The sequence below is a fragment of the Aminobacter sp. J44 genome, assembly GCF_007829415.1.
GTDB lineage: Bacteria > Pseudomonadota > Alphaproteobacteria > Rhizobiales > Rhizobiaceae > Aerobium.
On record NZ_VLJG01000001.1, the window covers coordinates 87,702 to 110,904 of the forward strand.

Annotated in this window: 24 protein-coding genes; 12 read left to right on the plus strand and 12 right to left on the minus strand. The window is 63.6% G+C overall.

Features of this window, described 5'->3' with window-relative positions:
- Positions 1 to 33: 33 nt before the first annotated feature.
- Positions 34 to 546 (plus strand): DinB family protein, encoded by a 513-nt coding sequence (locus L610_RS00440; RefSeq protein WP_144701598.1) that lies wholly within the window; start codon positions 34 to 36, stop codon positions 544 to 546.
- 4 nt (positions 547 to 550) lie between these two features.
- Here the strand turns inward: L610_RS00440 and L610_RS00445 are convergent, their stop codons facing one another.
- Both L610_RS00445 and L610_RS00450 read right to left on the minus strand, forming a co-directional pair.
- A complete protein-coding gene (locus L610_RS00445) occupies positions 551 to 817 on the minus strand; it encodes a MoaD/ThiS family protein (RefSeq protein WP_144701601.1) in 267 nt (88 codons plus the stop codon).
- Positions 817 to 1,899, minus strand: a complete 1,083-nt coding sequence (locus tag L610_RS00450; protein ID WP_144701604.1) for a sialidase family protein — start codon at positions 1,897 to 1,899, stop codon at positions 817 to 819. The genes L610_RS00445 and L610_RS00450 overlap by 1 nt, the downstream gene beginning before the upstream one ends.
- A 93-nt stretch (positions 1,900 to 1,992) precedes the next feature.
- On the opposite strand from L610_RS00450, the gene L610_RS00455 reads away from it, so the two are divergent.
- On the plus strand, positions 1,993 to 2,460 hold the full coding sequence (locus tag L610_RS00455) for a MarR family winged helix-turn-helix transcriptional regulator (protein ID WP_144701607.1): 468 nt from the start codon (positions 1,993 to 1,995) through the stop codon (positions 2,458 to 2,460).
- A 42-nt stretch (positions 2,461 to 2,502) separates the two neighbouring features.
- Positions 2,503 to 4,389, plus strand: coding sequence for an ABC-F family ATP-binding cassette domain-containing protein (locus L610_RS00460; protein WP_144701610.1), 1,887 nt, complete (start codon positions 2,503 to 2,505; stop codon positions 4,387 to 4,389).
- A 23-nt stretch (positions 4,390 to 4,412) separates the two neighbouring features.
- On the opposite strand, the gene L610_RS00465 is transcribed toward L610_RS00460, so the two are convergent.
- The 3 genes from L610_RS00465 to L610_RS00475 are packed head-to-tail and all read right to left on the minus strand — an operon-like array spanning position 4,413 to position 6,971.
- A complete protein-coding gene (locus L610_RS00465; RefSeq protein WP_144701613.1) occupies positions 4,413 to 5,018 on the minus strand; it encodes a hypothetical protein in 606 nt (201 codons plus the stop codon).
- Entirely contained in the window at positions 5,015 to 5,464 is a 450-nt protein-coding gene (locus L610_RS00470) for a DNA polymerase III subunit chi (RefSeq protein WP_144701616.1), read from the minus strand. The genes L610_RS00465 and L610_RS00470 overlap by 4 nt, the downstream gene beginning before the upstream one ends.
- A 16-nt stretch (positions 5,465 to 5,480) precedes the next feature.
- Positions 5,481 to 6,971: a leucyl aminopeptidase gene (locus L610_RS00475; RefSeq protein ID WP_144701619.1), complete on the minus strand. Its 1,491-nt coding sequence runs from the start codon at positions 6,969 to 6,971 to the stop codon at positions 5,481 to 5,483.
- 294 nt (positions 6,972 to 7,265) lie between these two features.
- On the opposite strand from L610_RS00475, the gene lptF reads away from it, so the two are divergent.
- The 7 genes from lptF (at position 7,266) to blaOXA (ending at position 15,654) form a co-directional block, all read left to right on the plus strand.
- Positions 7,266 to 8,462 (plus strand): LPS export ABC transporter permease LptF, encoded by a 1,197-nt coding sequence (gene lptF, locus L610_RS00480; protein ID WP_144701622.1) that lies wholly within the window; start codon positions 7,266 to 7,268, stop codon positions 8,460 to 8,462.
- Positions 8,459 to 9,541: an LPS export ABC transporter permease LptG gene (gene lptG / locus L610_RS00485; protein WP_144701625.1), complete on the plus strand. Its 1,083-nt coding sequence runs from the start codon at positions 8,459 to 8,461 to the stop codon at positions 9,539 to 9,541. Before lptF ends, lptG begins: the two co-directional genes overlap by 4 nt.
- 77 nt (positions 9,542 to 9,618) lie before the next feature.
- On the plus strand, positions 9,619 to 11,949 hold the full coding sequence (locus L610_RS00490) for an LPS-assembly protein LptD (protein ID WP_144701628.1): 2,331 nt from the start codon (positions 9,619 to 9,621) through the stop codon (positions 11,947 to 11,949).
- 92 nt (positions 11,950 to 12,041) lie between these two features.
- A complete protein-coding gene (locus tag L610_RS00495) occupies positions 12,042 to 12,974 on the plus strand; it encodes a peptidylprolyl isomerase (protein WP_024848537.1) in 933 nt (310 codons plus the stop codon).
- Positions 12,975 to 13,010: 36 nt separating this feature from the next.
- On the plus strand, positions 13,011 to 14,006 hold the full coding sequence (pdxA, locus tag L610_RS00500) for a 4-hydroxythreonine-4-phosphate dehydrogenase PdxA (RefSeq protein ID WP_144701631.1): 996 nt from the start codon (positions 13,011 to 13,013) through the stop codon (positions 14,004 to 14,006).
- Positions 14,003 to 14,848: a 16S rRNA (adenine(1518)-N(6)/adenine(1519)-N(6))-dimethyltransferase RsmA gene (rsmA, locus tag L610_RS00505; protein WP_144701634.1), complete on the plus strand. Its 846-nt coding sequence runs from the start codon at positions 14,003 to 14,005 to the stop codon at positions 14,846 to 14,848. The genes pdxA and rsmA overlap by 4 nt, the downstream gene beginning before the upstream one ends.
- Entirely contained in the window at positions 14,845 to 15,654 is an 810-nt protein-coding gene (gene blaOXA, locus L610_RS00510; protein WP_144701637.1) for a class D beta-lactamase, read from the plus strand. Before rsmA ends, blaOXA begins: the two co-directional genes overlap by 4 nt.
- Positions 15,655 to 15,673: 19 nt before the next feature.
- Here the strand turns inward: blaOXA and gmk are convergent, their stop codons facing one another.
- The 7 genes from gmk to fabD form a co-directional block, all read right to left on the minus strand.
- Positions 15,674 to 16,330, minus strand: coding sequence for a guanylate kinase (gmk, locus tag L610_RS00515; RefSeq protein WP_144701640.1), 657 nt, complete (start codon positions 16,328 to 16,330; stop codon positions 15,674 to 15,676).
- Between the two features lie 3 nt (positions 16,331 to 16,333).
- Entirely contained in the window at positions 16,334 to 17,221 is an 888-nt protein-coding gene (locus tag L610_RS00520; RefSeq protein ID WP_144701643.1) for a YicC/YloC family endoribonuclease, read from the minus strand.
- A 29-nt stretch (positions 17,222 to 17,250) separates the two neighbouring features.
- Positions 17,251 to 18,426: an endolytic transglycosylase MltG gene (mltG, locus tag L610_RS00525; protein WP_144701646.1), complete on the minus strand. Its 1,176-nt coding sequence runs from the start codon at positions 18,424 to 18,426 to the stop codon at positions 17,251 to 17,253.
- A 99-nt stretch (positions 18,427 to 18,525) separates the two neighbouring features.
- Positions 18,526 to 19,785, minus strand: coding sequence for a beta-ketoacyl-ACP synthase II (gene fabF, locus L610_RS00530; RefSeq protein WP_024848544.1), 1,260 nt, complete (start codon positions 19,783 to 19,785; stop codon positions 18,526 to 18,528).
- Positions 19,786 to 19,828: 43 nt separating this feature from the next.
- Positions 19,829 to 20,065, minus strand: a complete 237-nt coding sequence (locus L610_RS00535; protein WP_024848545.1) for an acyl carrier protein — start codon at positions 20,063 to 20,065, stop codon at positions 19,829 to 19,831.
- 237 nt (positions 20,066 to 20,302) lie between these two features.
- Positions 20,303 to 21,040, minus strand: a complete 738-nt coding sequence (fabG, locus tag L610_RS00540; protein WP_024848546.1) for a 3-oxoacyl-[acyl-carrier-protein] reductase — start codon at positions 21,038 to 21,040, stop codon at positions 20,303 to 20,305.
- A gap of 59 nt (positions 21,041 to 21,099) precedes the next feature.
- The gene (fabD, locus tag L610_RS00545) at positions 21,100 to 22,041 is read right to left on the minus strand and encodes an ACP S-malonyltransferase (RefSeq protein ID WP_144701649.1); all 942 of its coding nucleotides are present in this window, start codon (positions 22,039 to 22,041) and stop codon (positions 21,100 to 21,102) included.
- A 422-nt stretch (positions 22,042 to 22,463) separates the two neighbouring features.
- Here fabD and rpsF point away from each other — a divergent pair, with 422 nt between their 5' ends.
- Positions 22,464 to 22,889, plus strand: coding sequence for a 30S ribosomal protein S6 (gene rpsF, locus L610_RS00550; RefSeq protein ID WP_024848548.1), 426 nt, complete (start codon positions 22,464 to 22,466; stop codon positions 22,887 to 22,889).
- Entirely contained in the window at positions 22,889 to 23,137 is a 249-nt protein-coding gene (gene rpsR, locus L610_RS00555; protein ID WP_019170551.1) for a 30S ribosomal protein S18, read from the plus strand. The genes rpsF and rpsR overlap by 1 nt, the downstream gene beginning before the upstream one ends.
- Positions 23,138 to 23,203: the final 66 nt, after the last annotated feature.

The window sequence follows — 23,203 nt, forward strand, 5'->3', positions numbered from 1 at the left end:
CCAAGCGCGCGGCATTTTTGAAAGACGATATCCATGAGGCAACACTTCCGTATGTTCGCAGCCTACAACCGATGGGCCAATGCGAGGCTCTATGAAGCTGCGTCGCAACTCACGGTGGAGGAACTCAATCGCGATGTCGGCGCGTTCTTCCGTTCGATGATCGGAACGCTCAACCACATCCTCGTCGCCGACCGCATCTGGATGAAGCGGTTCACCGGCCAGGGCTCCGCCCCGAGCGAACTCAACGCCATCCTGCATCCGGATCTACCGTCGCTCGCAGAGGCGCGTGCCGCCGAGGACGCCCGCATCGTCGAGTGGATCGAATCTCTTCCGGACAAGGCGTTTGCCGGTCGCTTCACGTACCTGACGGTGACCGACATGCGCACGATCTCGCAGCGGCTGGCTCCGGCGCTCGCGCATCTGTTCAACCACCAGACACACCACCGCGGCCAGGCGCACACGATCCTCACCGCGCTCGGCAAGGACGCGCCGCAGCTCGACCTGATCTACTTCCAGCGCACCGAGGATGGCCGCGCCTTCGCATAATCCTCTAACCGCCGCTGATCGCGGTGATGATGAACACCTCGGCGCCGTCTCTAAGCGACGTCGAGAGTGTGGAACGATCGCCATCCACAAAGACGTTCATGTGCTTGCGGATCGCCGGGCGTGTGTCGCAGATGCGGTCGCGCATGCCCGGCCAGCGCCGGTCGAGCTCGTCGATCACTTCGCGTACGCTCGCAGCCTCCAGCTCGACGCGGCGGGACGAGCCCGGAAACAGGTCGACCAGCAGCGGCGACAATTTCACCGTGACCGTCATCAGCGCTCGATGACCAGGGTCTCGACAGAGGAGATCGACGGTAGGTGCTCTGCGATGCAGCTCCAGCTCTCGCCCTCGTCGCCAGACGCGAACAACGCGCCGCCGGATGTGCCGAAATAGACGCCTGCGGGCTCGAGCCGGTCGGTTGCCATTGCCTGTCGCAGCACACCGAAGAAGGCGTTTTCCTGCGGCAATCCTTGGCGCAGGTCTTCCCAAGTGCGACCGCCATCTCGGGTGCGCCAGACGGCGGCCTTGGCGTCAGGCACGAAGCGGCCGTAAATGTCACCGTTGAGCGGCAACAGGTAGAGCGTCTCGCGCTCGCGGGGATGGACGGCTGCCGGGAAGCCGAAGGTGGTGGGAAGCCCCTCCTCTATGCTCTGCCAAGTCCTGCCACCGTCCTCGCTGCGGTACATGCCGCAGTGGTTCTGCTGGTAGAGAAGATCGCCGCCCCCGGGCGCCTGCACGAGGCAGTGCACGCACTGGCCGAATTCGGGATAGCGCTGGTCCTCTGGCATGAAATCGGCACGGGTGCCTTTGTTGCGCGGCTCCCACGTCCGACCACCGTCCTCAGTATAGAAGACGCCGGCCGAAGAGATGCCGACCCAGATGCGGGATTCGTCGGCCGGATCGGGTACGAGTGAGTGCAGAATCAGACCCGCACCGCCCGGGTTCCATTCCGTCCGGGTCGGGTGGTTGCGCAGGCCCTCCACATGGCTCCAGCTTTCCCCGCGATCGTCGCTGGCAAACAGGCCGGCGGGCTCGACGCCCGCGTAGAGCGTGCCGTTGCGAGCAGCCAGGCTCCACACCGACTTAACCGGCTCCTCGCCTTCCTTGTAGGCGAGGCCCGCGCTGGAATGCGTCCAGCTATGGCCGAGATCATCCGACTTCCACACCGCCGGGCCGAACCATTCGTTGCCGCCCGCGCCGTAGATCGTTCCCATGTTCTGGTCGGCGATGACATGCTGCATCGGCCAGGTCTCGCAGTATGGCCCGCGCAGGTCCCACTTACGCCGGTCCGCATCGCTCTCGGCGATGAAGACGCCCTTCTTGGTGCCGATTAGTACGAGTACGCGCTCCGGCATCGGTTTTCTCCCTCCGGAATAGATTTCGTCTAGACCCCTCCTCGCGCAGCAAACTTTGCTGGACAAATATGTTGATATCAACATAAAGGAAGCATGTCAAAGCACGTATCAGCTGCCCAGTCCGAGCTCCTGCCATTCGAGGTCACGCCCTATGTGCGCGACACATGCCTGTGCCTGCATCTGCAACGGGCCGCGCGTTCGGCGSCCCGCCTATTCGATAATGCGCTGCGTCCTGTCGGCCTCACCAACGGGCAGTTTTCCCTGCTGATGTCGCTCAACCGGCCGGAGCCGCCTCTCATGCGCGATCTGACGGGCCTGCTGGCCATGGATCGCACCACGCTGACGGCAATGCTGAAGCCGCTGGAACGGCGCGGGCTGGTGGAAGTGACGCCCGACAAGGACGACCGGCGCGGCCGACGCCTCATCATTACGAGCCAAGGACGCGCGCTTCTGGCGCAGGCCCTGACGATCTGGAAGGGCACCCACGCGAAGATCGAGGCCCTGCTGTCATCAGATAGCGACGCGGACAGGCTGCGCGCAGACCTGAAGTCGCTAGGCTGATCCCTTGCGTTCCCCTCGCCGCTCGGTCAATAAGGCCGCACCATGCTCATCATCGACGATATTTCGCTGCGGATCGCCGGCCGTCTTCTTCTCGACCACGCGTCCCTGACCATTCCGGCGGGGACCAAGGCAGGTATTGTCGGACGCAACGGCACCGGCAAGACCACCCTCTTCAAGGCGATCACCGGCGAACTGCCGACCGAGACCGGCTCCATCAGCTTCCCGAAGAGCACGCGCATCGGACAGGTCGCCCAGGAGGCGCCGGGGACCGAGGAGCCGCTGATCGAAATCGTTCTGAAGGCCGACAAGGAGCGCCTGGCACTGCTGGCCGAAGCCGAGACGGCGACGGACCCGAACCGCATCGCCGAGATACAAACGCGCCTTGCCGATATCGACGCCCATTCGGCGGAAGCCCGCGCGGCAACGATCCTCTCCGGTCTTGGCTTCGATGCCGAGGCGCAGAAGCGGCCGGCCTCATCCTTTTCGGGCGGCTGGCGGATGCGCGTTGCGCTCGCGGCGGTGCTGTTCTCGGAGCCGGACCTCCTGCTCCTCGATGAGCCGACCAACTATCTCGATCTCGAAGGCACGATGTGGCTGGAGAGTTATGTCGCGCGCTATCCGCACACCGTGCTGCTGATCAGCCACGATCGCGACCTGCTCAACAAGGCGGTCAACAACATCGTCCACCTCGACCAGAAGAAGCTCACCTTCTGGCGCGGCGGCTACGACCAGTTCGAGCGCCAGCGCGCCGAGCAGCTTGAGCATCAGGAAAAGGCGCGCGTGAAGCAGGAAGCGCACCGCAAGCACATGGAGAGCTTCGTTGAGCGTTTCCGCGCCAAAGCCTCCAAGGCGCGTCAGGCGCAGTCGCGCCTGAAGGCGCTGGAGAAGCTGAAGCCGATCGCGGCGGCGGTCGAGGAAAGCGTGCGGCCGTTCTCCTTCCCGGAACCGGTGAAGACGGTCGCCTCGCCGATCATCACCATGCAGGGCGGCACGGTCGGCTACCAGCCGGGCAAGCCTATCCTGAAAAACCTCGCCGTTCGCATCGACGAGGACGACCGCATCGCGCTGCTTGGCGCCAACGGTAACGGCAAGTCGACCTTCGCCAAGCTGATCGCGGGGCGTCTGTCGCTCGAAACCGGCACGATGACCATTGCGCCGGGCCTGAAGGTGTCGATGTTCGCGCAGCACCAGATGGATGATCTGCGACCGGAAGAAACGCCGGTCGAGCATGTCCGCCGCCTGATGCCGGATGCGCCGGAGGCCAAGGTTCGCGCCCGCGTGGCGCAGATGGGCCTGACCACCGAGAAGATGGACACGAAGGCGAAGGACCTGTCAGGTGGCGAGAAGGCGCGCCTGTTGATGGGCCTTGCCACCTTCGACGGCCCAAACCTGTTCATCCTCGACGAACCGACGAACCACCTCGACATCGACAGCCGCGAGCAGCTGATGATCGCGCTGAACGAGTTCCCAGGCGCGGTTATCCTGATCAGCCACGACCGCCACCTGATCGAGGCAACAGCGGACCGGCTCTGGATCGTACGCGACGGGACGGTGAAGCCGTATGACGGCGACCTTGCCGACTACTACCAGTACGTCACCGGCAGCAACGGCTCCGACAAGCGCGAGAAGAAGGAAGCCGAGAAAACCAACTCGAAGGCTGACAAGCGCCGCGAGGCGGCCGTCCGGCGCGCTGCTCTCGAACCTATCGCCAAGCAGATCAAAGCAGCCGAGGCGCTGATCGACAAGGCTCGCAAGCGCATCGAGGCGATCGAGCAGCAGCTTGCCGATCCGGCGCTCTACGAAAAGAACCCAGCCAAGGCGGCGCAGCTTGCCAAGGAACGGTCCGACCTCGTCGACACCGTCGCCGAGCAGGAGGACAATTGGCTGGAGCTTTCGGCTCAATATGAAGAGGGCATGGCGSCCGAATAGCCGCCGGCTCCCATAAGGTCAGGTCAGCCCCTGCCCCAGCGCGGCGGTGGCGGCTGCGAGTTCGGGTTGCGCTCGCGACGGCGGCGCGCGGTCAGCGCAAAGCCGATGACACCCACGACCGTCATCATCAGGCCGGTGACCATCAGCCCGTCGTCTCTACCCTCTGCCGCTTCCGTCACGATCAGATCGATCGACTCGATCGACAGCCCGTCCGTCTTCAGCGGCGTGAGCGAAGCAAGATAGGCGCGCGCGCCCGTCGGCCCGAACTTTCCGACATCGGCGCGATAGGTTGCTGACAGTGCCTGCGGGCTCGCCAGGATTTCCCGCGCCCGCGCGAAATCGACGCTCTGATGAAGGACGACCGTATCGTCGCCGGTAACGATCAGTTCCAGCACCGGCTCGCCGGCAACTGCCTGGAAGCGGCCATCGATGGTCATCGATAGCGAAAGAGTTAGCGAGGCGGTGGTCTGCGGCAGCTGCGCCGGCGCAAAGCCGGCCTCGCGGGTGTAGAGCGGAAGCTCGTGGCTGGTGACGACCGCCGGCTCCTTGCCCAGCGACGAATTCTGATAGGCGATCACGGCGCCGGCGATCGCCATCAGCAGCAGTAGGATGCTGACGAAACGCCTCACGCCTTCTTCTCCCAGCGCCGGTCCGGACCCTGCTGCCAATAGGTGACCTGATGGCCAGCGGCCTTCATCAGTTTCCAGTGCTCACGCGCCCGCTGCAGCTGGAAGGCGTCATGCCCGTCGAACATGAAGACGGCGCGGGCGTAAGGTGCAAGATCCGGCGGCTCCGCGCCATCGGCGAGGAAGCGGATCTGCGCCGCATTCGGATTGATCGGCCCGGTAGTCAGCAATACCGGCTGACGCTCCGGGAAATTGTCGTGCTCGGACCCGTGCGCGAGGAACGAGTCGTCACGGTAGGTCCAAAGATGCTGGTCGAGGGAATCGCGGCGCTCGGGGGTGCCAAGCTGCACCACCGCGCGCCATCCCCGTTCCAGACTCTTTTCCAGCAAGGCAGGAAGCGCCTCTTCGAGCGTCGACTCGGTCAGATGATAGAAGAGCACTTCCGTCATGGCTGGGTGCTGCGGCTCAGCCTTCGTAGTGGTCGCGGACGAGACGTTCCAGCAAGCGGACGCCAAAGCCCGAACCCCACGACTTGTTGATCTCCGACTCCGGCGAGCCCATCGCGGTGCCGGCAATGTCGAGATGCGCCCACGGAGTCTCGCCGACGAAGCGCTTCAGGAACTGCGCTGCCGTAATCGAGCCGCCATTGCGGCCGCCGATGTTCTTCATGTCGGCGTTCTTGGAATCGATCAGCTTGTCGTAGGCCGGATCGAGCGGCATGCGCCAAACCTTCTCGGCGGTCGCGAGGCCGGCTGCCGTGATGCGGCCTGCCAGCTCGTCGTCATTGGAGAACAGGCCGGCATGCTCGGTGCCGAGTGCGACGATGATCGCGCCGGTCAGGGTCGCGAGGTTGACCATGAAGCGCGGCTTGAAGCGGTCGTTGCAGTAGTAGAGCGCGTCGGCGAGCACGAGACGGCCTTCCGCGTCGGTGTTCAGAACCTCGATGGTCTGACCCGACATGGAGGTGACGATGTCGCCCGGACGCTGCGCATTGCCGTCGACCATGTTTTCTACGAGGCCGATGATGCCAACGACGTTTGCCTTCGCCTTGCGGGAGGCGAGCGCGTGCATGAGACCCGTCACCGCAGCGGCGCCGCCCATGTCGCCCTTCATGTCCTCCATGCCAGCAGCCGGCTTGATCGACACGCCGCCCGAGTCGAAGACGACGCCCTTGCCGACGAACGCGACGGGCTGATCGCCTTCCTTGCCGCCCTTCCACTGCATGACGACGAGCTGTGGCGGACGGACGGAACCCTGCGCCACGCCGAGCAGCGCGCCCATGCCGAGCTTAGCCATTTCCTCGCGGCCGAGCACCTCGACCTCGACGCCAAGCGCCTCGAGTTCCTTCGCCTTCGCGGCGAATTCCTCGGTGCCGAGGATGTTGGCCGGCTCGTTGACCAGGTCGCGAGCGAGGAACACGCCGTTGACGATCGCCTCTGCGTCGCCGAACGCCTTCTTCGCCGCATCCGGGTCGGCGCAGAGGATCGTGATGTTGGCGGCCTTGTCCTGTGCCGGCTTACCGTTGTCCTTCTTCGTCTTGTACTTGTCGAAGGTATAGGAGCCGAGCAGGATGCCCTGCGCCAGCGCGGCGACATCGTCGCCGGACAGCTGCACGCCTTCGGCATCGACGATCACGGAAACGTCCTGCGCCTTCTTCACCGCGCCGTAGACCGCACCGCCAACCCGGGTCCACGTCTTGGCGTCGAGCTCCTCAGTCTTGCCGAGGCCGACAGCGGCGATGCGGTCATAGTCGGTGCCGGCAGGCGCCAGGACCTCGACGGTCGACGCGACCTTGCCGTTGAACTCCGCAACCTCGAAGGCGCGCGCCAGAACCCCAGAAGGATCGGCCGCCCTTGCGGCAGTGGAAAGTGTGCCACCGTCCGTCGCCAGCACGACGACGCTGCCCTTTTTCGGCGTTTCAGTCTTTGCGAAGGAAATTGTCGGTCGGATGGACATTTGAGTTCCTGTCTGGACACTTGAACTGGCTGCGCCTCCCGAAGGTGGGTTCGGCGCGGAGGGCGATAGTCGCCTTTTGAGCACGTTTGACAAGCCCGGCTCAAGCCTCGCGTTGCACAGAGGGCGTGTCGTTTCGTTAACCTTGTTTGTTGGCGATTTATTCGCCAAAGTCGATCACCTTGGCCTGCAAACAGGGTGTCGGGCGTTATCTCGGCGAAATCGGCTGCTGCGGGAACATGAAATTGCTCGCAGTCGGCCGCGTTTCCGCCAGCATGGACTGGATTATCGCGACGCATGAAAGTCGTCGAGTTCTACATATTGCGCCGCGCCACAGCGTATTTCGTCGCCACCCTGGTCTGGGTGCTCGCGATCGTCTGGACCACGCAGATCCTCGCCCGCCTGAACATCGTCACCACCAGCGGCCAGTCCGCGGCCACCTTCCTTGAACTCGCCGCACTGGTGCTTCCGTCAGTCATTCCGATCGTGCTGCCGTTCGCCGTCGGCATCGCCGTGGCGCAGACACTCTCGACGATGAACACCGATTCTGAACTCATCGTGATCAGTGCAGCGGGTGCCCCGCGCATCACGGTGATGCGGCCGATGCTGATCCTCGCGATCTTCGCCTGCATCGCATCTTTCGCCATCCAGAACGTCGTCGTTCCGCCGGCCCGCGAGCGCATCCGCTATCTCGTCGCCGAGGCGCGCGCGGACCTGATCTCGACCATCATTCAGGAAGGCACGTTCCAGAAGGTCGATGACGGCCTCTACATCCAGATCGGCGAGCGCCTGCCGGGCGGACTGCTTGGTGGCATCTTCGTTGCCGACAGTCGCGAGGAAGGGCTCGAACTCATCTACTACGCCAAGAACGGCGTGATGGTGGAACTGGGCGACGAACAAGTGCTGGTGATGCAGGACGGCGTCATCCACCGCAAAACCGCCGATGGCGTTTCGGTGATCCGCTACAAGTCCTACGCATTCGACCTGTCGGAGTTCAAGGCAAGCAGCAATTCCGAGCCGATCCTGTCGCCAAAGGATCGCTCCCTGCCCTACCTGCTCTCGCCCGATCCCAACGACCCATATTTCCAGGGCAAGCCGCTCTCATTCAGCGCCGAGCTGCACCGCCGCCTGACGGAATGGCTCTATCCGCTCGTCTTTGCGCTGATCGGCCTCGCCGTCGCCGGCGATTCCCGATCCTTCCGCGAGGCGCGCATCCACCCGCTGCTCACGACCATGACGATCGCCATGTTCGTGCGCTGGGGCGGCTTCTATTTCGAGAACCGGATCTCCAAGGACGCATCGGTCACCGCCGGCATCTATATCGTGCCGGCGCTGGCGATTGCGGTTGCGGCCTACTTCATCGCCACGAACAGGGTGCTGGAGTTGCCAACTTCCGTCATCGAAAAGATAGGCAACCTGTGGAGCCGCGCGCGAAATAGAATTCTTTCCCTGCGCTCGGGCATATCCGCCGCACCCACGGAGGGCCAGCCATGATCGGCTTCACCCTCGGGCGCTACTTCTTCATGCGCTACCTCTCGATCACCTTCTGGTTCTTCCTCGGTGTCGCGGGTCTCGTCTTCATCATCAGCTTCACCGAATTCGCCGGCCGCGCCGGTGGCTTGCCAAACTACAGCGCGGGCTACGCGCTTGCATTCGCAGCGCTGCAGACGCCGATGATCATGCAGCAGGCAGTCCCGTTCATCTGCCTGATCTCCGGCATCGTGACCCTGGTGTCACTCAACCGCCGGTACGAACTGGTCGTGACGCGCTCGGCAGGCATTTCAGCCTGGCAGTTCCTGTTCCCGATCTGCCTCGCTGCGTTTTTCTGCGGGGTCCTGGCGCTTGCCGCCCTCAATCCGTTCGCCGCCTACGGCGTCGAGCGCAGCGAGAGCATCGAGACCAACTTGCGAGGCAATCAGCCTAAGGCGATGCCGGACACGCCGTGGATCAAGCAGCGCACCAGCGAAGGCGAGACGATTATCGGCGCGCAGTCGGCACTCAACCTCGGGCTTGAGCTGCACGGCGCGACCTTCCTGCGGATCAACCAGAACGGAGAGATCGGCGAGCGAATCGACGCGCGCGTCGCCCACCTGCGCGAAGGCCACTGGGAGCTGCTTGAAGCCACCCGTTATGGCGAAGGCGGCCTGCCTGAGCATGTGGACATGCTCCAGGTTCCGACCAACCTCACACCGGAATACGTGCTCGAGCGGCTCGCGAATCCGGAGTCGATTCCGTTCTACGAACTGCCGCGCAAGATCGCGGCGGCGCGCTCGTTTGGCCTCAGCGCCGACGCGTTCGCCATGCACTTCCACTCACTCGCGGCACTGCCCGTCCTGCTGGTAACCATGACTCTGATTGCAGCCACTGTTTCCATGCGTTTTGCGCGGATGGGCCAGTCCGTAACGATTATTCTGGGTGGCGTCCTCGCCGGCTTTCTGCTTTATGTCGTTTCTGTTTTAGTACAGGCATTTGGAAGCGCCGGATTCGTGCCGCCCATCGCTGCGGCGTGGTTTCCGGTGATAGTTGCGGGTTTCTTCGGGGTGACATTTCTCTTGTACAGGGAGGACGGCTAGTGAGGGGGGCGCTGGCGGCACAACGCAGCTCGGCCCGCAGGTTGCACCTTTGGGGAGCGACCGCACTGGCCTGCATCATGTCATGCGTCGTCCTTCCGGGCGTGTCCTTTGCGCAGGACATTGACCTGGTCGCAGCGACTGGGGTGTCGACCGACAGCGAAATGCTGCTCGAGGCGGACACGATCGTCTATGACCACGACCAGGCCACCGTCACCGCAGTCGGCGGCGTGCAGATCGACTACGACGGCTATCGCCTCGTGGCGCAGCGCGTTGCCTACAACCAGAACACGTCGCGCCTGATCGCCAGCGGTCGGGTCGAGATCGTCTCCCCGGACGGCACCAAGATCTACTCGGAAGAGATCGACATCACCGACGACTTTCGGGACGGCTTCGTCAACGCACTGCGCGTGCAGACAACCGACAACACCTATTTCGCCGCGGAGAACGCGGATCGCCGCGAAGGCAACATCACGACCTTCACCCGCGGCGTCTACACCGCCTGCGAGCCGTGTGAGGAAAAGCCCGATCAGCCGCCGATCTGGCGCATCAAGGCGCAGAAGATCATCTGGAACGGCAAGGCGAAGACCGTCCGCTTCGAGAAGTCGCGCTTCGAGATGTTCGGCATGCCGCTGGCCTTCCTGCCGGCATTCGAGATCGCCGATCCGACCGTCAAGCAGAAGTCCGGCTTCCTGTTCCCGCGCTACAAGTCCGGCAGCCGTCTCGGCTATGGTGCCGAGGTTCCGTATTACTGGGCAGTATCGCCGACGGCGGACCTGACCTTCAAGCCGGCCTGGTATTCGAAGCAAGGCTTCCTCGCGAATGCTGAGTGGCGCCAGAAGTTCGACAATGGCGAGTACTCGATCACGGTTGCCGGCATTCGCCAGCGCAGCCCGGAAGAATTCTACAAATCGATCGCACCGGCCTACAGTTCGGACAACGAGACCACCCGCGCGATGATCGGCACCAAGGGCCGGTTCCAGATCAACTCGCGCTGGACCGCAGGCTGGGACTTCCTCGCCCAGACCGACAAGAACTTCGCCTATCGCTACGGCATCGACGGCTACGATCAGCACAGCCGTACGAACCAGATCTATCTTACCGGACTGAACGACCGGAACTATTTCGACCTGCGCGGCTACAAGTTCGACGTGCAGGAACAGGTGACGAACTTCAACCGCGAAACGGGCGCGCCGAACCCGAACGCGCGCGACGCACGCCAGCCGTGGGTCCTTCCCTCCTTCGACTACTCGTACATTCCGGACCAGAGCATTGGCGGTGGCGAGTTGTCGATCGACGTCAACACGCAGAGCCTCTACCGCCGTCTGGTCGATGACGCCGCACCCGTAACGGGCGCCGCCTACGGCCGCCTCGCCGGCATCGAGGGGTGGTCTGGCCGCGTGACAGCCGAAGCCGAATGGAAGCGTTCGCTCATTGCGCCGGGCGGCCTGATGCTGACCCCGCTGCTGCATGCGCGCGGCGATGCAATCGGTGTCGACTTCCAGGGCAACTCGCTTGAGCGCCTCGGTGTGCTCGGCATCGCATCCGACGTCCGTTCCGCCTACTATCGCGCGATGGCGACTGCTGGCCTCGAAGCTCGCTGGCCGGTGCTGTTCTCGACCACCAGCTCGACCCATGTCCTCGAGCCGATGGCGCAGATTTTTGCCCGCCCGAACGAGCCGCACGGCACCAGCCTCGGCATCCCCAACGAGGATGCGCAGAGCATGGTGTTCGACGCGTCGAACCTGTTCGAGCGCGATAAGTTCTCCGGCTATGACCGCATTGAGGGCGGCGTGCGCGCCAATGTCGGCCTGCGTTACTCCGGCAACTTCGACAATGGCTGGTCGGCGCACGGCCTGTTCGGCCAGTCGTTCCACCTCGCCGGCCGCAATCCTTACGCGCAGCTGGACTACGTGAATGTTGGCGCAGCCTCCGGCCTCGAGACGGCCCGCTCGGACTATGTCGGCTCCTTCGGCGTCGTCAGCCCGATTGGCTTCAACGCCAGCATCGGCGCCCGCTTCGATGAGGAAAGCTTCGAAGTTCGCCGCACGGATCTGACTGCGGGTTACGCATCGCGTCCGGTTTCGGTCTCGGCCGCCTACTCGTTCATCGAGAGGCAGCCTGACTACGGCTTTGCCGCGGACCGTCACGAGGTTCGTGGTTCGGCGTCGGTTCGCCTCCACGAGAACTGGCGCGTTTTCGGCAGCGGCACCTACGACATCACCAACGAGGTGATGGTCAGGAAGGCGATCGGCTTCGCCTACGACGATGAGTGCTTCTCGTACACGATCAGCGCGGCCGAATACATCAATCGCGACAACACGAGCGACAAGCGACGCACGTTGGGTTTCCAGATTTCCTTGCGTACGCTCGGGGATTTTGCGACATCCACCTCTATCAGCCAGAACTGACCCCCTTTGTGCGCGGGCGTCACGCTTTCGCCGCACAAAGGAGGCAGGGATCGTCACGATCCTTGCGTCTGGCACCACAGGAGACTTTTCGGATGAAAACGTTCGGCAGCGTCCTGCGCAGCACCACTCTCGCCTTGAGCCTTGCGCTCGCCGGGGCCGCAGTTCCGCTCATGGCGCCTGTCGCTCATGCCAGCGAGATCAAGTACATCGTCAACAACCAGCCCATCACAAGCTACGACATCCAGCGCCGCGCCGCCTTCCTGCGGTTGCAGAACCGTCGCGGCAACGTTCAGACTGCGGCTGCCGAGGAAATGATCGACCAGGCGGTGCGTATGGCGGAAGCCAAGCGCATGCGCATCAACATCTCCGACGACATGGTCGCCGGCGCCTACGAGCGCTTCGCCAAGTCGAACAACATGTCGGCCAAGCAGATGGACCAGATCCTCAATCAGGCCGGCGTAACCAAGGCTCACTTCCGCGAATACATTCGCGCTCAGATGGCATGGTCGCAGGTTCTGCAGCAGCGCTCGCAAGCTGGCCGCGTCAGCGAGCAGGACGCCGTGCAGCGCATGTTGCAGCAGGGCGGCAACAAGCCGTCGGCGACCGAGTACATGCTGCAGCAGGTGATCTTCGTCGTTCCGGCCAAGGAGCGCGGCAAATTGGGCGTGCGCAAACGCGAGGCTGAGGCACTGCGCCAGCGCTTCCAGAACTGCGCCACGACGCGCGAATTTGCCAAGGGCTTGATCGACGTCACCGTCCGCGACCTCGGCCGCATTTTGGAGCCGCAGCTGCCCCCCGACTGGGCAGAGCACATCAAGCAGACCAAGCCGGGCCAGGCCACGCGCGTGCGTGAAACCGAGCGCGGGGTCGAGTTCATCGGCGTCTGCAGCGCCCGCGAGGTTTCGGACGATAGCGTCGCCCAGATGGTGTTCCAATCCGAAAAGGGCGGTGGCGGCAGCCAGGACGACCAGTCGAAGAAGCTGACTGAGGAACTCCGCGCCAAGGCGCAGATCGTCCGTCGCTGATCGGCTTTCGGCCGGTCGTCTGCAAGGAGGCGCAGTTTGGGCTTGCTAGCGCTCACATCGGGCGATCCGGCCGGCATCGGGCCGGAGATCGCCCTCAAGGCATGGCTTGAGCGGGAGGAGCTGAACACTCCTGCATTCTATCTCCTCACCGATCCGGACGCTCTGCAGGCGCAGGCTGCCAAGCTTGGCCTGAAGGTGCCTGTCGAGACGACGACGCCTGAAAGCGCCGCCGATGTCTTCGCCAGGGCGCTTCCGGTCGTTCCGCTCAAGGCACGCTATGAGAACGAGCCGGGCGCACCGAGCGCGAACAATGCCGCTGGCATCATCGAGTCGATCGAGCGCGCGGTAGAACACGTCAACGCCGGTCGCGCCGATGCCCTCGTCACCTGCCCGATCGCAAAGAAGCCGCTCTACGACGCCGGTTTCCGCTATCCTGGGCACACCGAATTCCTCGGCCATCTCGCGGGCGGCGTGAAGCCGGTGATGATGCTTGCAGGACCAGAGCTGCGCGCAGTGCCGGTGACGATCCACATTGCGCTTTCCGAGGTTCCACAGATCCTCAAGACAGAGGAAATCGTCGAGACGGCCGCTGTAACCGCAGCCGACCTGCGCGAGAAGTTCGGTATAGAAGAGCCGCGCGTCGCGATTTCCGGTCTTAACCCCCACGCGGGCGAAGGCGGGGCCATGGGGCGCGAGGAAATAGAGATCATCCAGCCGGCGATAGATGAGCTGCGCCGTCGCGGCATCAATGTGCGCGGGCCGCTGCCCGCCGACACGATGTTCCATCCGCAAGCGCGCGCGTCGTACGATGCGGCCGTCTGCATGTATCACGACCAGGCGCTGATCCCGGCCAAGGCGCTCGCCTTCGACGAGACGGTCAACGTCACCCTTGGCTTACCCTTCATCCGCACGTCGCCCGACCACGGCACGGCGTTCGACATCGCCGGCAAGGGCATCGCGCGGCCAGACAGCCTCGTCGCAGCGCTGAGGCTCGCCCGTTTCATGGCCGACAGGAAGGCGGCACGCGCATGAGCTTCGACGGATTGCCCCCGCTCAAGGACGTGGTCGACCGGTTCGAACTGCGCGCCAAGAAGAACCTCGGCCAGAACTTTCTGTTCGACCTCAACATCACCAACAAGATCGCCCGCTCGGCCGGGGACCTGACGAAGAGCACCGTCATTGAGGTCGGTCCCGGCCCGGGCGGCCTGACCCGCGCGCTTCTCGCCAACGGCGCTCATCGCGTCGTCGCTGTCGAGCGTGACGAACGCTGCCTGCCGGCGCTGGAGGAAATTTCCGCGCACTATCCCGGCCGACTTGAGGTGATTGCGGGCGATGCGATGGAGACGGATTTTGCGGCGCTGGCAAGCGGCGCAGAGAACGTGCGGATCGTCGCGAACCTGCCCTACAACATCGGCACCGAACTACTGATCCGCTGGCTAACCGGTCCGCAATGGCCACCGTTCTGGACCTCAATGACGCTGATGTTCCAAAAGGAAGTCGCGCAGCGCATCGTGGCGAAACCCGGCGATAACGCTTATGGTCGGCTGGGGGTACTAGCGGGCTGGCGCACGCGCGCCAACATCGTCTTTGACCTGCCGCCGCAGGCCTTCTCGCCGCCGCCGAAGGTCAATTCCGCCGTTGTGCACCTCGAACCGCGGGAAAAGCCTCTTGAGGCCAACGAGCGCACTCTTGCGAAGGTTACAGAGGCCGCTTTCGGCCAGCGCCGAAAAATGCTGCGGCAAAGCCTGAAGTCGCTCGGCGGCGAGGCGCTGCTGCAACAGGCGGATATCGAGCCGACCCGGCGCGCCGAGACTCTAAGCGTCGAGGAATTCGTTGCGTTGTCGCGACTGGTGGATGGGAAAACCGGCACATGAAGTTGATCTGCGGGATTGTCGTTGCCGTTCTGGGTTTCCTCGTTCCCGCAGCAGCCAGCGCCGCTACCCTCTGCACCGTGATCGCGGACGGAACCTCCGGAAAAGTCCTGCTCGAAGAAGGCGACTGCCGCACGCGCGTGACGCCTGCCTCCACCTTCAAGATCCCCCTTGCGGTGATCGGGCTTGACTCTGGCTTCCTCAAGGACGAGAACAACCCTGCCCTGCCCGTCAAAAAGGGTTATGCGGACTGGGGCGGGCCGGACTGGAAGCAGACCACCACGCCGGCGCGCTGGCTGAAACATTCGGTCGTCTGGTACTCGCAGCAGATTTCGCACGCTCTTGGCAAGGAAAGGCTTGCTGCCTACACGGCTGCATTCGGCTACGGCAATTCCGACTGGTCCGGCGACAAGGGAAAGGACAACGCGCTCGACCGCGCCTGGATCGGCTCGTCGCTGAAGATCTCACCGGCGGAACAGGTCGAGTTCCTTCGGCAACTCATGAACCGGCAGCTGCCGGTTTCCAGGGACGCCATGGACAAGACGGACCGGATCATCGAACGTTCGACCGCGGCCGGCTGGACGGTCGCCGGGAAAACCGGCTCGGCATTCCCGCGCAAGCGCGACGGATCTCTCGACCGCGCGCGCGGTTGGGGCTGGTATGTCGGCTGGGCCAAGAAGAATGGCCGCACGCTGGTCTTTGCCCGGCTAAATCAGGACGAGACGCTGATCCGCGCGCCGGGCGGCCTGAGGGCGCGAAAAGAATTCCTGGAAGGCTGGGACCAGCTTGTGAAGCGGCTGCCCGACTGAACAGGCAGCCTCCCAGTCGCTAACCGAGCTTCTCGTCCAGCAGGCCGGTGACGAAGTCGAACAGGCCCGGACGGCGGTCGCGGCGCAGGCGTTCGGCGGTGACGATTGCCCGCACCTCGGCAAACGCCTTCTGCAGATCCTCGTTGATGACGATGTAGTCGTAGTCGAGCCAGTGCTCGATTTCGGTGCGTGCGTTCTTGAGGCGCGCCTCAATCACCTCTTCCGCATCCTCAGCGCGCCGACGCAGGCGCTCCTTCAGTTCACGCATCGACGGCGGCAGGATGAAGATCGAGACGACATCGCCGCGCATCTTCTCGCGCAGCTGCTCTGCTCCCTGCCAGTCGATGTCGAACAGCATGTCGCGGCCTTCCGCGATCGCGCGCTCGGCCGGCGCGCGTGGCGTAGCGTAGTAGTTGCCGTGGACCTCGGCCCACTCCAGCAACTCATCATTGTCGCGCATCAGCTCGAATTCGCGCTTGGTGCGGAAATGATAGTGATGGCCATCGATCTCGCTGCCGCGGCGCGCGCGCGTGGTGACGCTGACCGACAGCTCGAAGCCCTTGTCCTCTTCAAGCAGGCTGCGCGCAATGGTGGACTTGCCCGCGCCCGACGGCGACGACAGCACCAGCATCAACCCGCGCCTGCGGATTGTTGCGTTGAGCGGCGTATCGGCCATGATCTACTCCAAATTCTGCACTTGCTCGCGAAACTGATCGACGACCGCCTTCAGCTCCAGGCCGATGGCCGTAACAGAAGCTGCGTTCGATTTCGAGCAAAGCGTGTTCGTTTCACGATTGAATTCCTGGGACAGGAAGTCGAGCTTCCTGCCGATCGCTCCGCCGCCGGCGATGTGCGCGCGGCCAGCCGCAATATGCGTCTTGAGCCGGTCGATCTCCTCGCGGATGTCGGCCTTGGTCGCGAGAAACGCCGCCTCCATATGGAGCCGCGCCTCATCAAGTGGTGCGTTCGTCTCAAGCAGCAGTGCTACCTGCTCGGCCAAACGCTTGCGGATGGAAGCAGGCTCGCGCGAGGGGTCTGCCTCGGCACGCAGCGTCAGCGCCTCGATGGTATCGAGGTGGGCAAGCAGCACTTTGGCGAGCGCCTGCCCCTCGTTCTCGCGGGCCTGCTGCAGGCCGTCGAGAGCTTCATCCAGCGACGCGAGAATCGCGGCATCGAGTGCGGCTCTGCTTTCCTCGTCTTCAAGCGTCTCCGGCGAATCCAACACGCCGCGCAGCGCGAGCAGGCCATCGGCAGTAGCGGGCGCCACGCCGAACTGCTCCTCGAGCCGCCTGGCGAGACCCGCAAGGTCCTTGAGAAAATCCTCGTTCACAACCGGCTGCGCCAGCGAGCCGGTGCGTGTGAGGTTCAGCGAAGCCTGGATGTTGCCGCGTGAAAAACGCTTCTGGATGGCGGGACGGACCGCCTGCTCGAGCCGTTCGAGACCGGCGGGCAGACGCAGGCGAACCTCGAGACCTTTGCCGTTAACCGACTTCAGTTCCCAGACGAATACGGCACCGTGGTGCTCTCCGGCGGCCCGGCCAAAGCCGGTCATACTCTGCAAACTCATAACGCTACCCCCTGTCCCCGCCGACTAGCCTACTGTGCCGGAGTCTCTCCTCCCGACGACTGAGAAGCTGCTGCCCGCTCGCGTTCGATACGGCGCCAGCGCGCGACGTTTTCGTTGTGCTCTTCCAGTGTCTCGGCAAAGACGTGTCCACCCGACCCGTCAGCGACGAAATAAAGATCGTTGGTCTTCGATGGATTGGCGACTGCCTCCAGCGACGCGCGTCCGGGGATCGCGATCGGTCCGGGCGGCAGGCGATCGATGACGTAGGTGTTGTAGGGCGTCGGCTTCTCGATGTCCGAGCGATAGATCGGACGGTCGGACGGCTTGCCGTCGCCACCGAACAAACCATAGACGATGGTCGGGTCGGACTGGAGCCGCATGCCCTTCTTGAGGCGGTTGATGAACACCGCTGCCACGCGCGAGCGCTCGTCGCCGCGGGCCGTTTCCTTCTCGACGATGGACGCGAGCGTGACGAACTCGTTGATGTCGTTGATCGGCAAGCCCTCGGCGCGACGCGCCCAGATGCTTTCCACCAGCGCCTTCTGGTCGGCCATAAGGCGCTTGACGACTTCCTCGCGCTTCATGCCGCGCGTGAAGCGGATGGTGTCGGCAGCAATCCACCCCTCTTCCGGCAGTTCCGCAGGAAGATCGCCCTCAAGCTCCTCGACCTCGGCGATGCGCTTGAGCGCCTGCTTGACGGTAAGCCCCTCGGGAACGGTCACCGAATGCAGGATCGAGCGCCCACTCACCAGCAGGTCCATGATGTCGTGCATCGAAGCCGCTGCCGGAATGGCGTATTCGCCAGCCTTCAGCTTGCCGTCATTGCCGTAGGCACGCAGGCCAAGGCGGAAGATGCGCGCATCGGAGATAATGCCCTTGCGCTCAAGCAAATCGGCGATCTCACCAACGCCCGTCGAAGGACGGATCAGAATCGTATCGGCGGCAGCGAGCGGGCCAGGGCCTTCAAATTCGGCCTTACCGTACCAGACCGCCGCGAATGATACGATCGCCACGAAGACGATCACCGACATGACGAAGTTCATGAAGACGACGAACTGGCTGCGCGAGCGGCGCGACCGTACCGGCGGCGGCGTACCGGCCTGCGGCCGCAGCGCTTCGCTTGCGGTCTTGGGCACTATCGGCTTCGCCGACGCGGGCGAAGGAGTCGCTGGCGAGGTACCCTGATCCGCGGAATCGGTCGTCATAGGCCTTGCGGCTCTCCATTGAAAAATAAGGTCCGAGTCGGTTCCCGAACCTAAGCCCGAATGTGGCAGAAATGGCGGCGCACCGCGCCGCCGAAGACGTTACGCAATGTAACGACGGAACACCAGAGACGCGTTGGTGCCACCAAAGCCAAACGAGTTGGACAGCGCCACATCGATCTGCCGCTGGCGCGGCTTGTGAGGAACCAGATCGATGGCCGTTTCACGCTCCGGATTATCGAGATTGATCGTCGGCGGAGCGATGTTGTCGCGGATTGCGAGGACCGAGAAGATCGCTTCCGCTGCACCGGCAGCACCGAGCAGGTGGCCGATCGCCGACTTTGTCGACGACATCGAGATCTTCGACGCCGCATCACCCACCAGCCGCTCGACTGCGCCGAGCTCGATGGTGTCGGCCATGGTCGAAGTGCCATGGGCGTTAATGTAATCGATATCCGACGGAGCAAGCCCTGCCCGCTTCAGCGCGTTGGTCATGCAGCGGAACGCACCGTCGCCATCCTCGGACGGAGCGGTGATGTGGTAGGCGTCGCCCGACAGACCGTAACCGACGACCTCGGCGTAGATCTTCGCGCCGCGTGCCTTGGCGTGCTCGAGTTCCTCGAGAACCACGACGCCTGCGCCCTCGCCCATGACGAAACCGTCACGGTCGCGGTCGTAAGGACGGGAAGCCCTGGTGGGCTCGTCGTTGCGCTCGGTGGACAGTGCGCGGCAGGCAGCGAAGCCAGCCAGCGACAGACGGGTCACCGGAGCTTCCGCACCACCAGCCACCATGACGTCTGCGTCGCCGAACATGATGAGGCGTGCGGCATCTCCGATGGCATGCGCGCCGGTCGAGCAGGCGGTGACGACTGCGTGGTTCGGGCCCTTCAATCCGTGGCGGATCGAGACGTGGCCGGAGACCAGATTGATGATGTTGCCCGGAATGAAGAACGGGCTGATGCGGCGCGGACCCTTTTCCTTCAGGATCATCGCATTCTCGGCGATGCCCTCGATGCCGCCGATGCCGGAACCGATCAGGACGCCGGTAGCCTCCTGCTCTTCCGTGGTCTGCGGCTTCCAGCCCGAATCGGCCAGCGCCATGTCTGCGGCGGCGATACCGTAGATGATGTAGTCGCCAACCTTGCGCTGCTCCTTCGGCTCCATGAAGTCGTCAGGATTGAACGCATTCTCCCCGCCGTCGCGAGGAATGACGTGGGCGATCTTGCAAGCAAGATCGTCCACCTCAAATGTCTCAACGCGACGCGCCGCGCTCTTTCCGGCCAGAAGCTCTTTCCAAGTGTGCTCTGCTCCGACGCCAAAAGGCGACAGCAGGCCCACGCCAGTGACGACAACTCGTCTCATAGCTCGACGCTCAGGTCTGTTTCAGTGCGGCGCGGACGCGAGATCAGGCCGAGGCCTTCTCGATGAACTTGACGGCGTCGCCGACGGTCAGGATCGTCTCAGCGGCATCGTCCGGGATCTCAACGCCGAACTCTTCTTCGAAAGCCATGACCAGCTCGACGGTGTCGAGGCTGTCTGCGCCGAGGTCGTCGATGAAGCTCGCGCCTTCGGTGACCTTGTCGGCATCGACGCCCAGATGCTCGACAACGATTTTCTTGACGCGTTCTGCGGTATCGCTCATTTGCAAACCCTCGACTTCTGAAAGTTGATGGAACTTCGTTAACGGCACGATTGCCGGTAATCAAGATGAAAGATCGGAGCAGAGGCGGCCCATAAACCCGTTTTCTTGTGGTTAGTTCCGCCGATCAGGCTGCTGCCAGACTGCTCCTGGAGATGGTTATCTACCCTCTGCTGCGGCGCCCGATACCAGAAACGGTAACGGGAACCAAGGCAAAAAGACGTCCCTCCGTGCTGATCCTCAGATCATCGCCATGCCACCGTTGACGTGAAGCGTCTGACCGGTGACGTAGCCGGCCTCGTTGGAGGCAAGATACAGCACTGAGGCGGCGATGTCCTCGCCCGTGCCCATCTTGCGCATCGGGATGGCGCCCATGATCGCCTCCTTCTGCTTCTCATTGAGCTTGTCGGTCATGGCCGATTCGATGAAACCCGGCGCAACGCAGTTCACGGTGACGTTGCGGGTCGCGATTTCCTGGGCCAGCGACTTCGAGAAGCCGATCAGGCCGGCCTTGGAGGCGCAGTAGTTCGCCTGACCTGGATTGCCGGTCACGCCGACCACCGAGGAGATGTTGATGATGCGGCCGAAGCGGCGGCGCATCATCGGGTGGGTCAGCTCGCGGGTCAGACGGAAGACGGCGCTCAAATTGACGTTGATTACCGCGTCCCAGTCATCGTCCGACATCCGGACGAACAGGCCGTCGCGGGTGATTCCCGCGTTGTTGACGAGGATGTCGACGCCCTCAAGCTCAGCCTCGGCCTTCTGACCGAGTGCTTTGACCTCATCCTTATCGGAGAGGTTTGCCGGGAAGATCTTCACGCGGTCGCCGAGCTCTGAAGCCAGCGCCTCGAGCTTCTCGACGCGGGTGCCGTGCAGGCCGACGGTCGCGCCGGCGGAATGGAGCACACGTGCAACGGCTTCGCCAATGCCGCCGGTTGCACCGGTAATGAGCGCCTTGCGGCCGGTCAGATCGAACATCTTTTTAATCCCTTCGTGATCGGGCCCACTCCCCTGCTAAGGGAGCGCCGCCGGAAGCATCAGGCCAGTTCGGCGAGAACGGCGTCGATATCGCTCGCCGTGCCGATATTGGCGGTCGCGATGTTGCGGTCAATACGCCGCGCGAGGCCCGACAGGACCTTGCCGGAGCCGACTTCATAAAGCGTGGTCACGCCGTTGGCGCCGAACCACTCGATGGTCTCGCGCCAGCGCACGCGGCCGGTGACCTGCTCAACAAGACGGGCGACGATGTCCTGCGGGTCGGTGATCGGCGAAACGGTCACGTTTGCCACAACCGGAACGACCGGCGCGTTTACCGTTACCTTCGACAGGGCTTCGCGCATTGCGTCTGCGGCCGTCTGCATCAGCGCCGAATGGAAGGGCGCGGAGACCTGCAGCATCAGCGCGCGCTTGGCGCCCTTTTCGGTGCAGATGCGAGCGGCGTGCTCGACGGCAGGCTTCGCGCCGGAGATCACCAGCTGGCCACCGCCATTGTCGTTGGCGATCTGGCAAACAGAGCCCTGCGCGGCCTCGGCACACGCGGCCTCGACCTGATCCTGCTCGAGGCCGATGATCGCGGCCATCGCGCCCTCGCCCACCGGAACAGCTGCCTGCATGGCATTACCGCGGATGCGCAGGAGACGCGCGGTATCGCCGATCGAGAACGCACCGGCAGCGGCGAGCGCCGAGTATTCGCCAAGCGAGTGGCCGGCGACGTAGGTGACCTTGTCCTTCAGCGAGAAGCCGCGCGCTTCAAGCACGCGGATCGCGGCCAGCGAAACAGCCATCAGCGCCGGCTGCGCGTTGGCAGTCAGCGTCAGCTCATCTTCAGGACCTTCCCACATCAGCGTGGAAAGCTTCTGGCCCAGCGCATCGTCAACTTCGGCGAATACGGCACGGGCTTCCGGGAAGGCATCGGCAAGATCCTTGCCCATCCCCACGGCCTGGCTACCCTGGCCCGGAAAGGTAAAGGCGATCGTCATGACGGCGTTTCTCCAGCCTGTTGTCGAGCGAGCGTGTGGCGCAAGGAGCCAGTGAGGTCAAGGCCGCAATGCAACGTCGGCGCGGCTTGTCCCTGCGCATTTCGCCTCCGCAGGTTCCCTTTGGATGAGTTTTCTGGCTGTTTATTGACGCAGATGTCCCTTTCGATGGCGGGGCAAACTTGCGTTCGGCGCAAAAACCTGTATAGACGCCCGCAATCTGCCGGTCCCAGCTGGGGGCTGAACGGAGGGCTGTTGCCGTTTCGAATAGAGGCGGCCGCATGTGAGGGCAAGTCTCTCCGCCTCCCGTGTCTCCGCTCTCGACCGTCTCGTCATGCTCCTTTCTTCGGCCGCTTCGCGGACAAGAGAAGTTGCAGAGGCTTAGCCGCCGGGCCCGACAGAGAAACGAAGAAAGGCAAGAGAATATGGCTCTTTACGAACACACGTTCCTTGCCCGGCAGGATCTCTCCGCGCAGCAGGTCGAAGCCCTTGTCGAGCAGTACAAGGCAGTGATCGAATCGCTGGGCGGCACGGTTGGCCGGGTTGAGAACTGGGGACTGAAGTCCCTCACTTACCGCATCAACAAGAACCGCAAGGCGCACTACACGCTCATGGACATCTCGGCTCCGGCCGCTGCCATCCAGGAGCTCGAGCGCCAGGAGCGTCTGTCGGAAGACGTCCTCCGCTTCCTGACCGTCCGCGTCGAAGCGCACGAGGAAGGCCCGTCGGCAATGATGCAGAAGCGCGATGACCGTGAGCGTGAAGGCCGCTTTGGCGACCGTCCTCGCTTCGGCGATCGTGATCGTGGCCCGCGCCGTCCGCGCGAACAGGCTGAAGGAGCAGCGGAATAATGGTCGACATCAACCAGATCCCGACTCGGCGTCCGTTCCACCGTCGCCGCAAGACCTGCCCGTTCTCCGGCGCGAACGCACCGAAGATCGACTACAAGGACGTCCGTCTGCTGCAGCGCTACATCTCGGAGCGCGGCAAGATCGTTCCGTCCCGCATCACGGCTGTCAGCCAGAAGAAGCAGCGCGAGCTCGCCAAGGCGATCAAGCGCGCCCGCTTCCTCGGCCTGCTTCCGTACGTCGTGAAGTAAGACTTTCCGGGGCGGCTCGCCGCCCCGGCTTCCACCCTCGCGGTCGGCGCGTCGGTGTGATTCCCA

What these genes read in the sequence shown, in the direction of transcription:
- rpsR (WP_019170551.1), top strand. Translation starts at nt 22,889, where the DNA reads ATGGTCGACATCAACCAGATCCCGACTCGGCGTCCGTTCCACCGTCGC.
- rpsF (WP_024848548.1), top strand. Translation starts at nt 22,464, where the DNA reads ATGGCTCTTTACGAACACACGTTCCTTGCCCGGCAGGATCTCTCCGCG.
- gmk (WP_144701640.1), bottom strand. Translation starts at nt 16,330, where the DNA reads ATGGCCGATACGCCGCTCAACGCAACAATCCGCAGGCGCGGGTTGATG.
- fabF (WP_024848544.1), bottom strand. Translation starts at nt 19,785, where the DNA reads ATGAGACGAGTTGTCGTCACTGGCGTGGGCCTGCTGTCGCCTTTTGGC.
- fabG (WP_024848546.1), bottom strand. Translation starts at nt 21,040, where the DNA reads ATGTTCGATCTGACCGGCCGCAAGGCGCTCATTACCGGTGCAACCGGC.
- L610_RS00440 (WP_144701598.1), top strand. Translation starts at nt 34, where the DNA reads ATGAGGCAACACTTCCGTATGTTCGCAGCCTACAACCGATGGGCCAAT.
- L610_RS00495 (WP_024848537.1), top strand. Translation starts at nt 12,042, where the DNA reads ATGAAAACGTTCGGCAGCGTCCTGCGCAGCACCACTCTCGCCTTGAGC.
- L610_RS00520 (WP_144701643.1), bottom strand. Translation starts at nt 17,221, where the DNA reads ATGAGTTTGCAGAGTATGACCGGCTTTGGCCGGGCCGCCGGAGAGCAC.
- blaOXA (WP_144701637.1), top strand. Translation starts at nt 14,845, where the DNA reads ATGAAGTTGATCTGCGGGATTGTCGTTGCCGTTCTGGGTTTCCTCGTT.
- lptG (WP_144701625.1), top strand. Translation starts at nt 8,459, where the DNA reads ATGATCGGCTTCACCCTCGGGCGCTACTTCTTCATGCGCTACCTCTCG.
- L610_RS00490 (WP_144701628.1), top strand. Translation starts at nt 9,619, where the DNA reads ATGTCATGCGTCGTCCTTCCGGGCGTGTCCTTTGCGCAGGACATTGAC.
- L610_RS00445 (WP_144701601.1), bottom strand. Translation starts at nt 817, where the DNA reads ATGACGGTCACGGTGAAATTGTCGCCGCTGCTGGTCGACCTGTTTCCG.
- L610_RS00535 (WP_024848545.1), bottom strand. Translation starts at nt 20,065, where the DNA reads ATGAGCGATACCGCAGAACGCGTCAAGAAAATCGTTGTCGAGCATCTG.
- L610_RS00450 (WP_144701604.1), bottom strand. Translation starts at nt 1,899, where the DNA reads ATGCCGGAGCGCGTACTCGTACTAATCGGCACCAAGAAGGGCGTCTTC.
- fabD (WP_144701649.1), bottom strand. Translation starts at nt 22,041, where the DNA reads ATGACGATCGCCTTTACCTTTCCGGGCCAGGGTAGCCAGGCCGTGGGG.
- rsmA (WP_144701634.1), top strand. Translation starts at nt 14,003, where the DNA reads ATGAGCTTCGACGGATTGCCCCCGCTCAAGGACGTGGTCGACCGGTTC.
- mltG (WP_144701646.1), bottom strand. Translation starts at nt 18,426, where the DNA reads ATGACGACCGATTCCGCGGATCAGGGTACCTCGCCAGCGACTCCTTCG.
- lptF (WP_144701622.1), top strand. Translation starts at nt 7,266, where the DNA reads ATGAAAGTCGTCGAGTTCTACATATTGCGCCGCGCCACAGCGTATTTC.
- L610_RS00475 (WP_144701619.1), bottom strand. Translation starts at nt 6,971, where the DNA reads ATGTCCATCCGACCGACAATTTCCTTCGCAAAGACTGAAACGCCGAAA.
- L610_RS00470 (WP_144701616.1), bottom strand. Translation starts at nt 5,464, where the DNA reads ATGACGGAAGTGCTCTTCTATCATCTGACCGAGTCGACGCTCGAAGAG.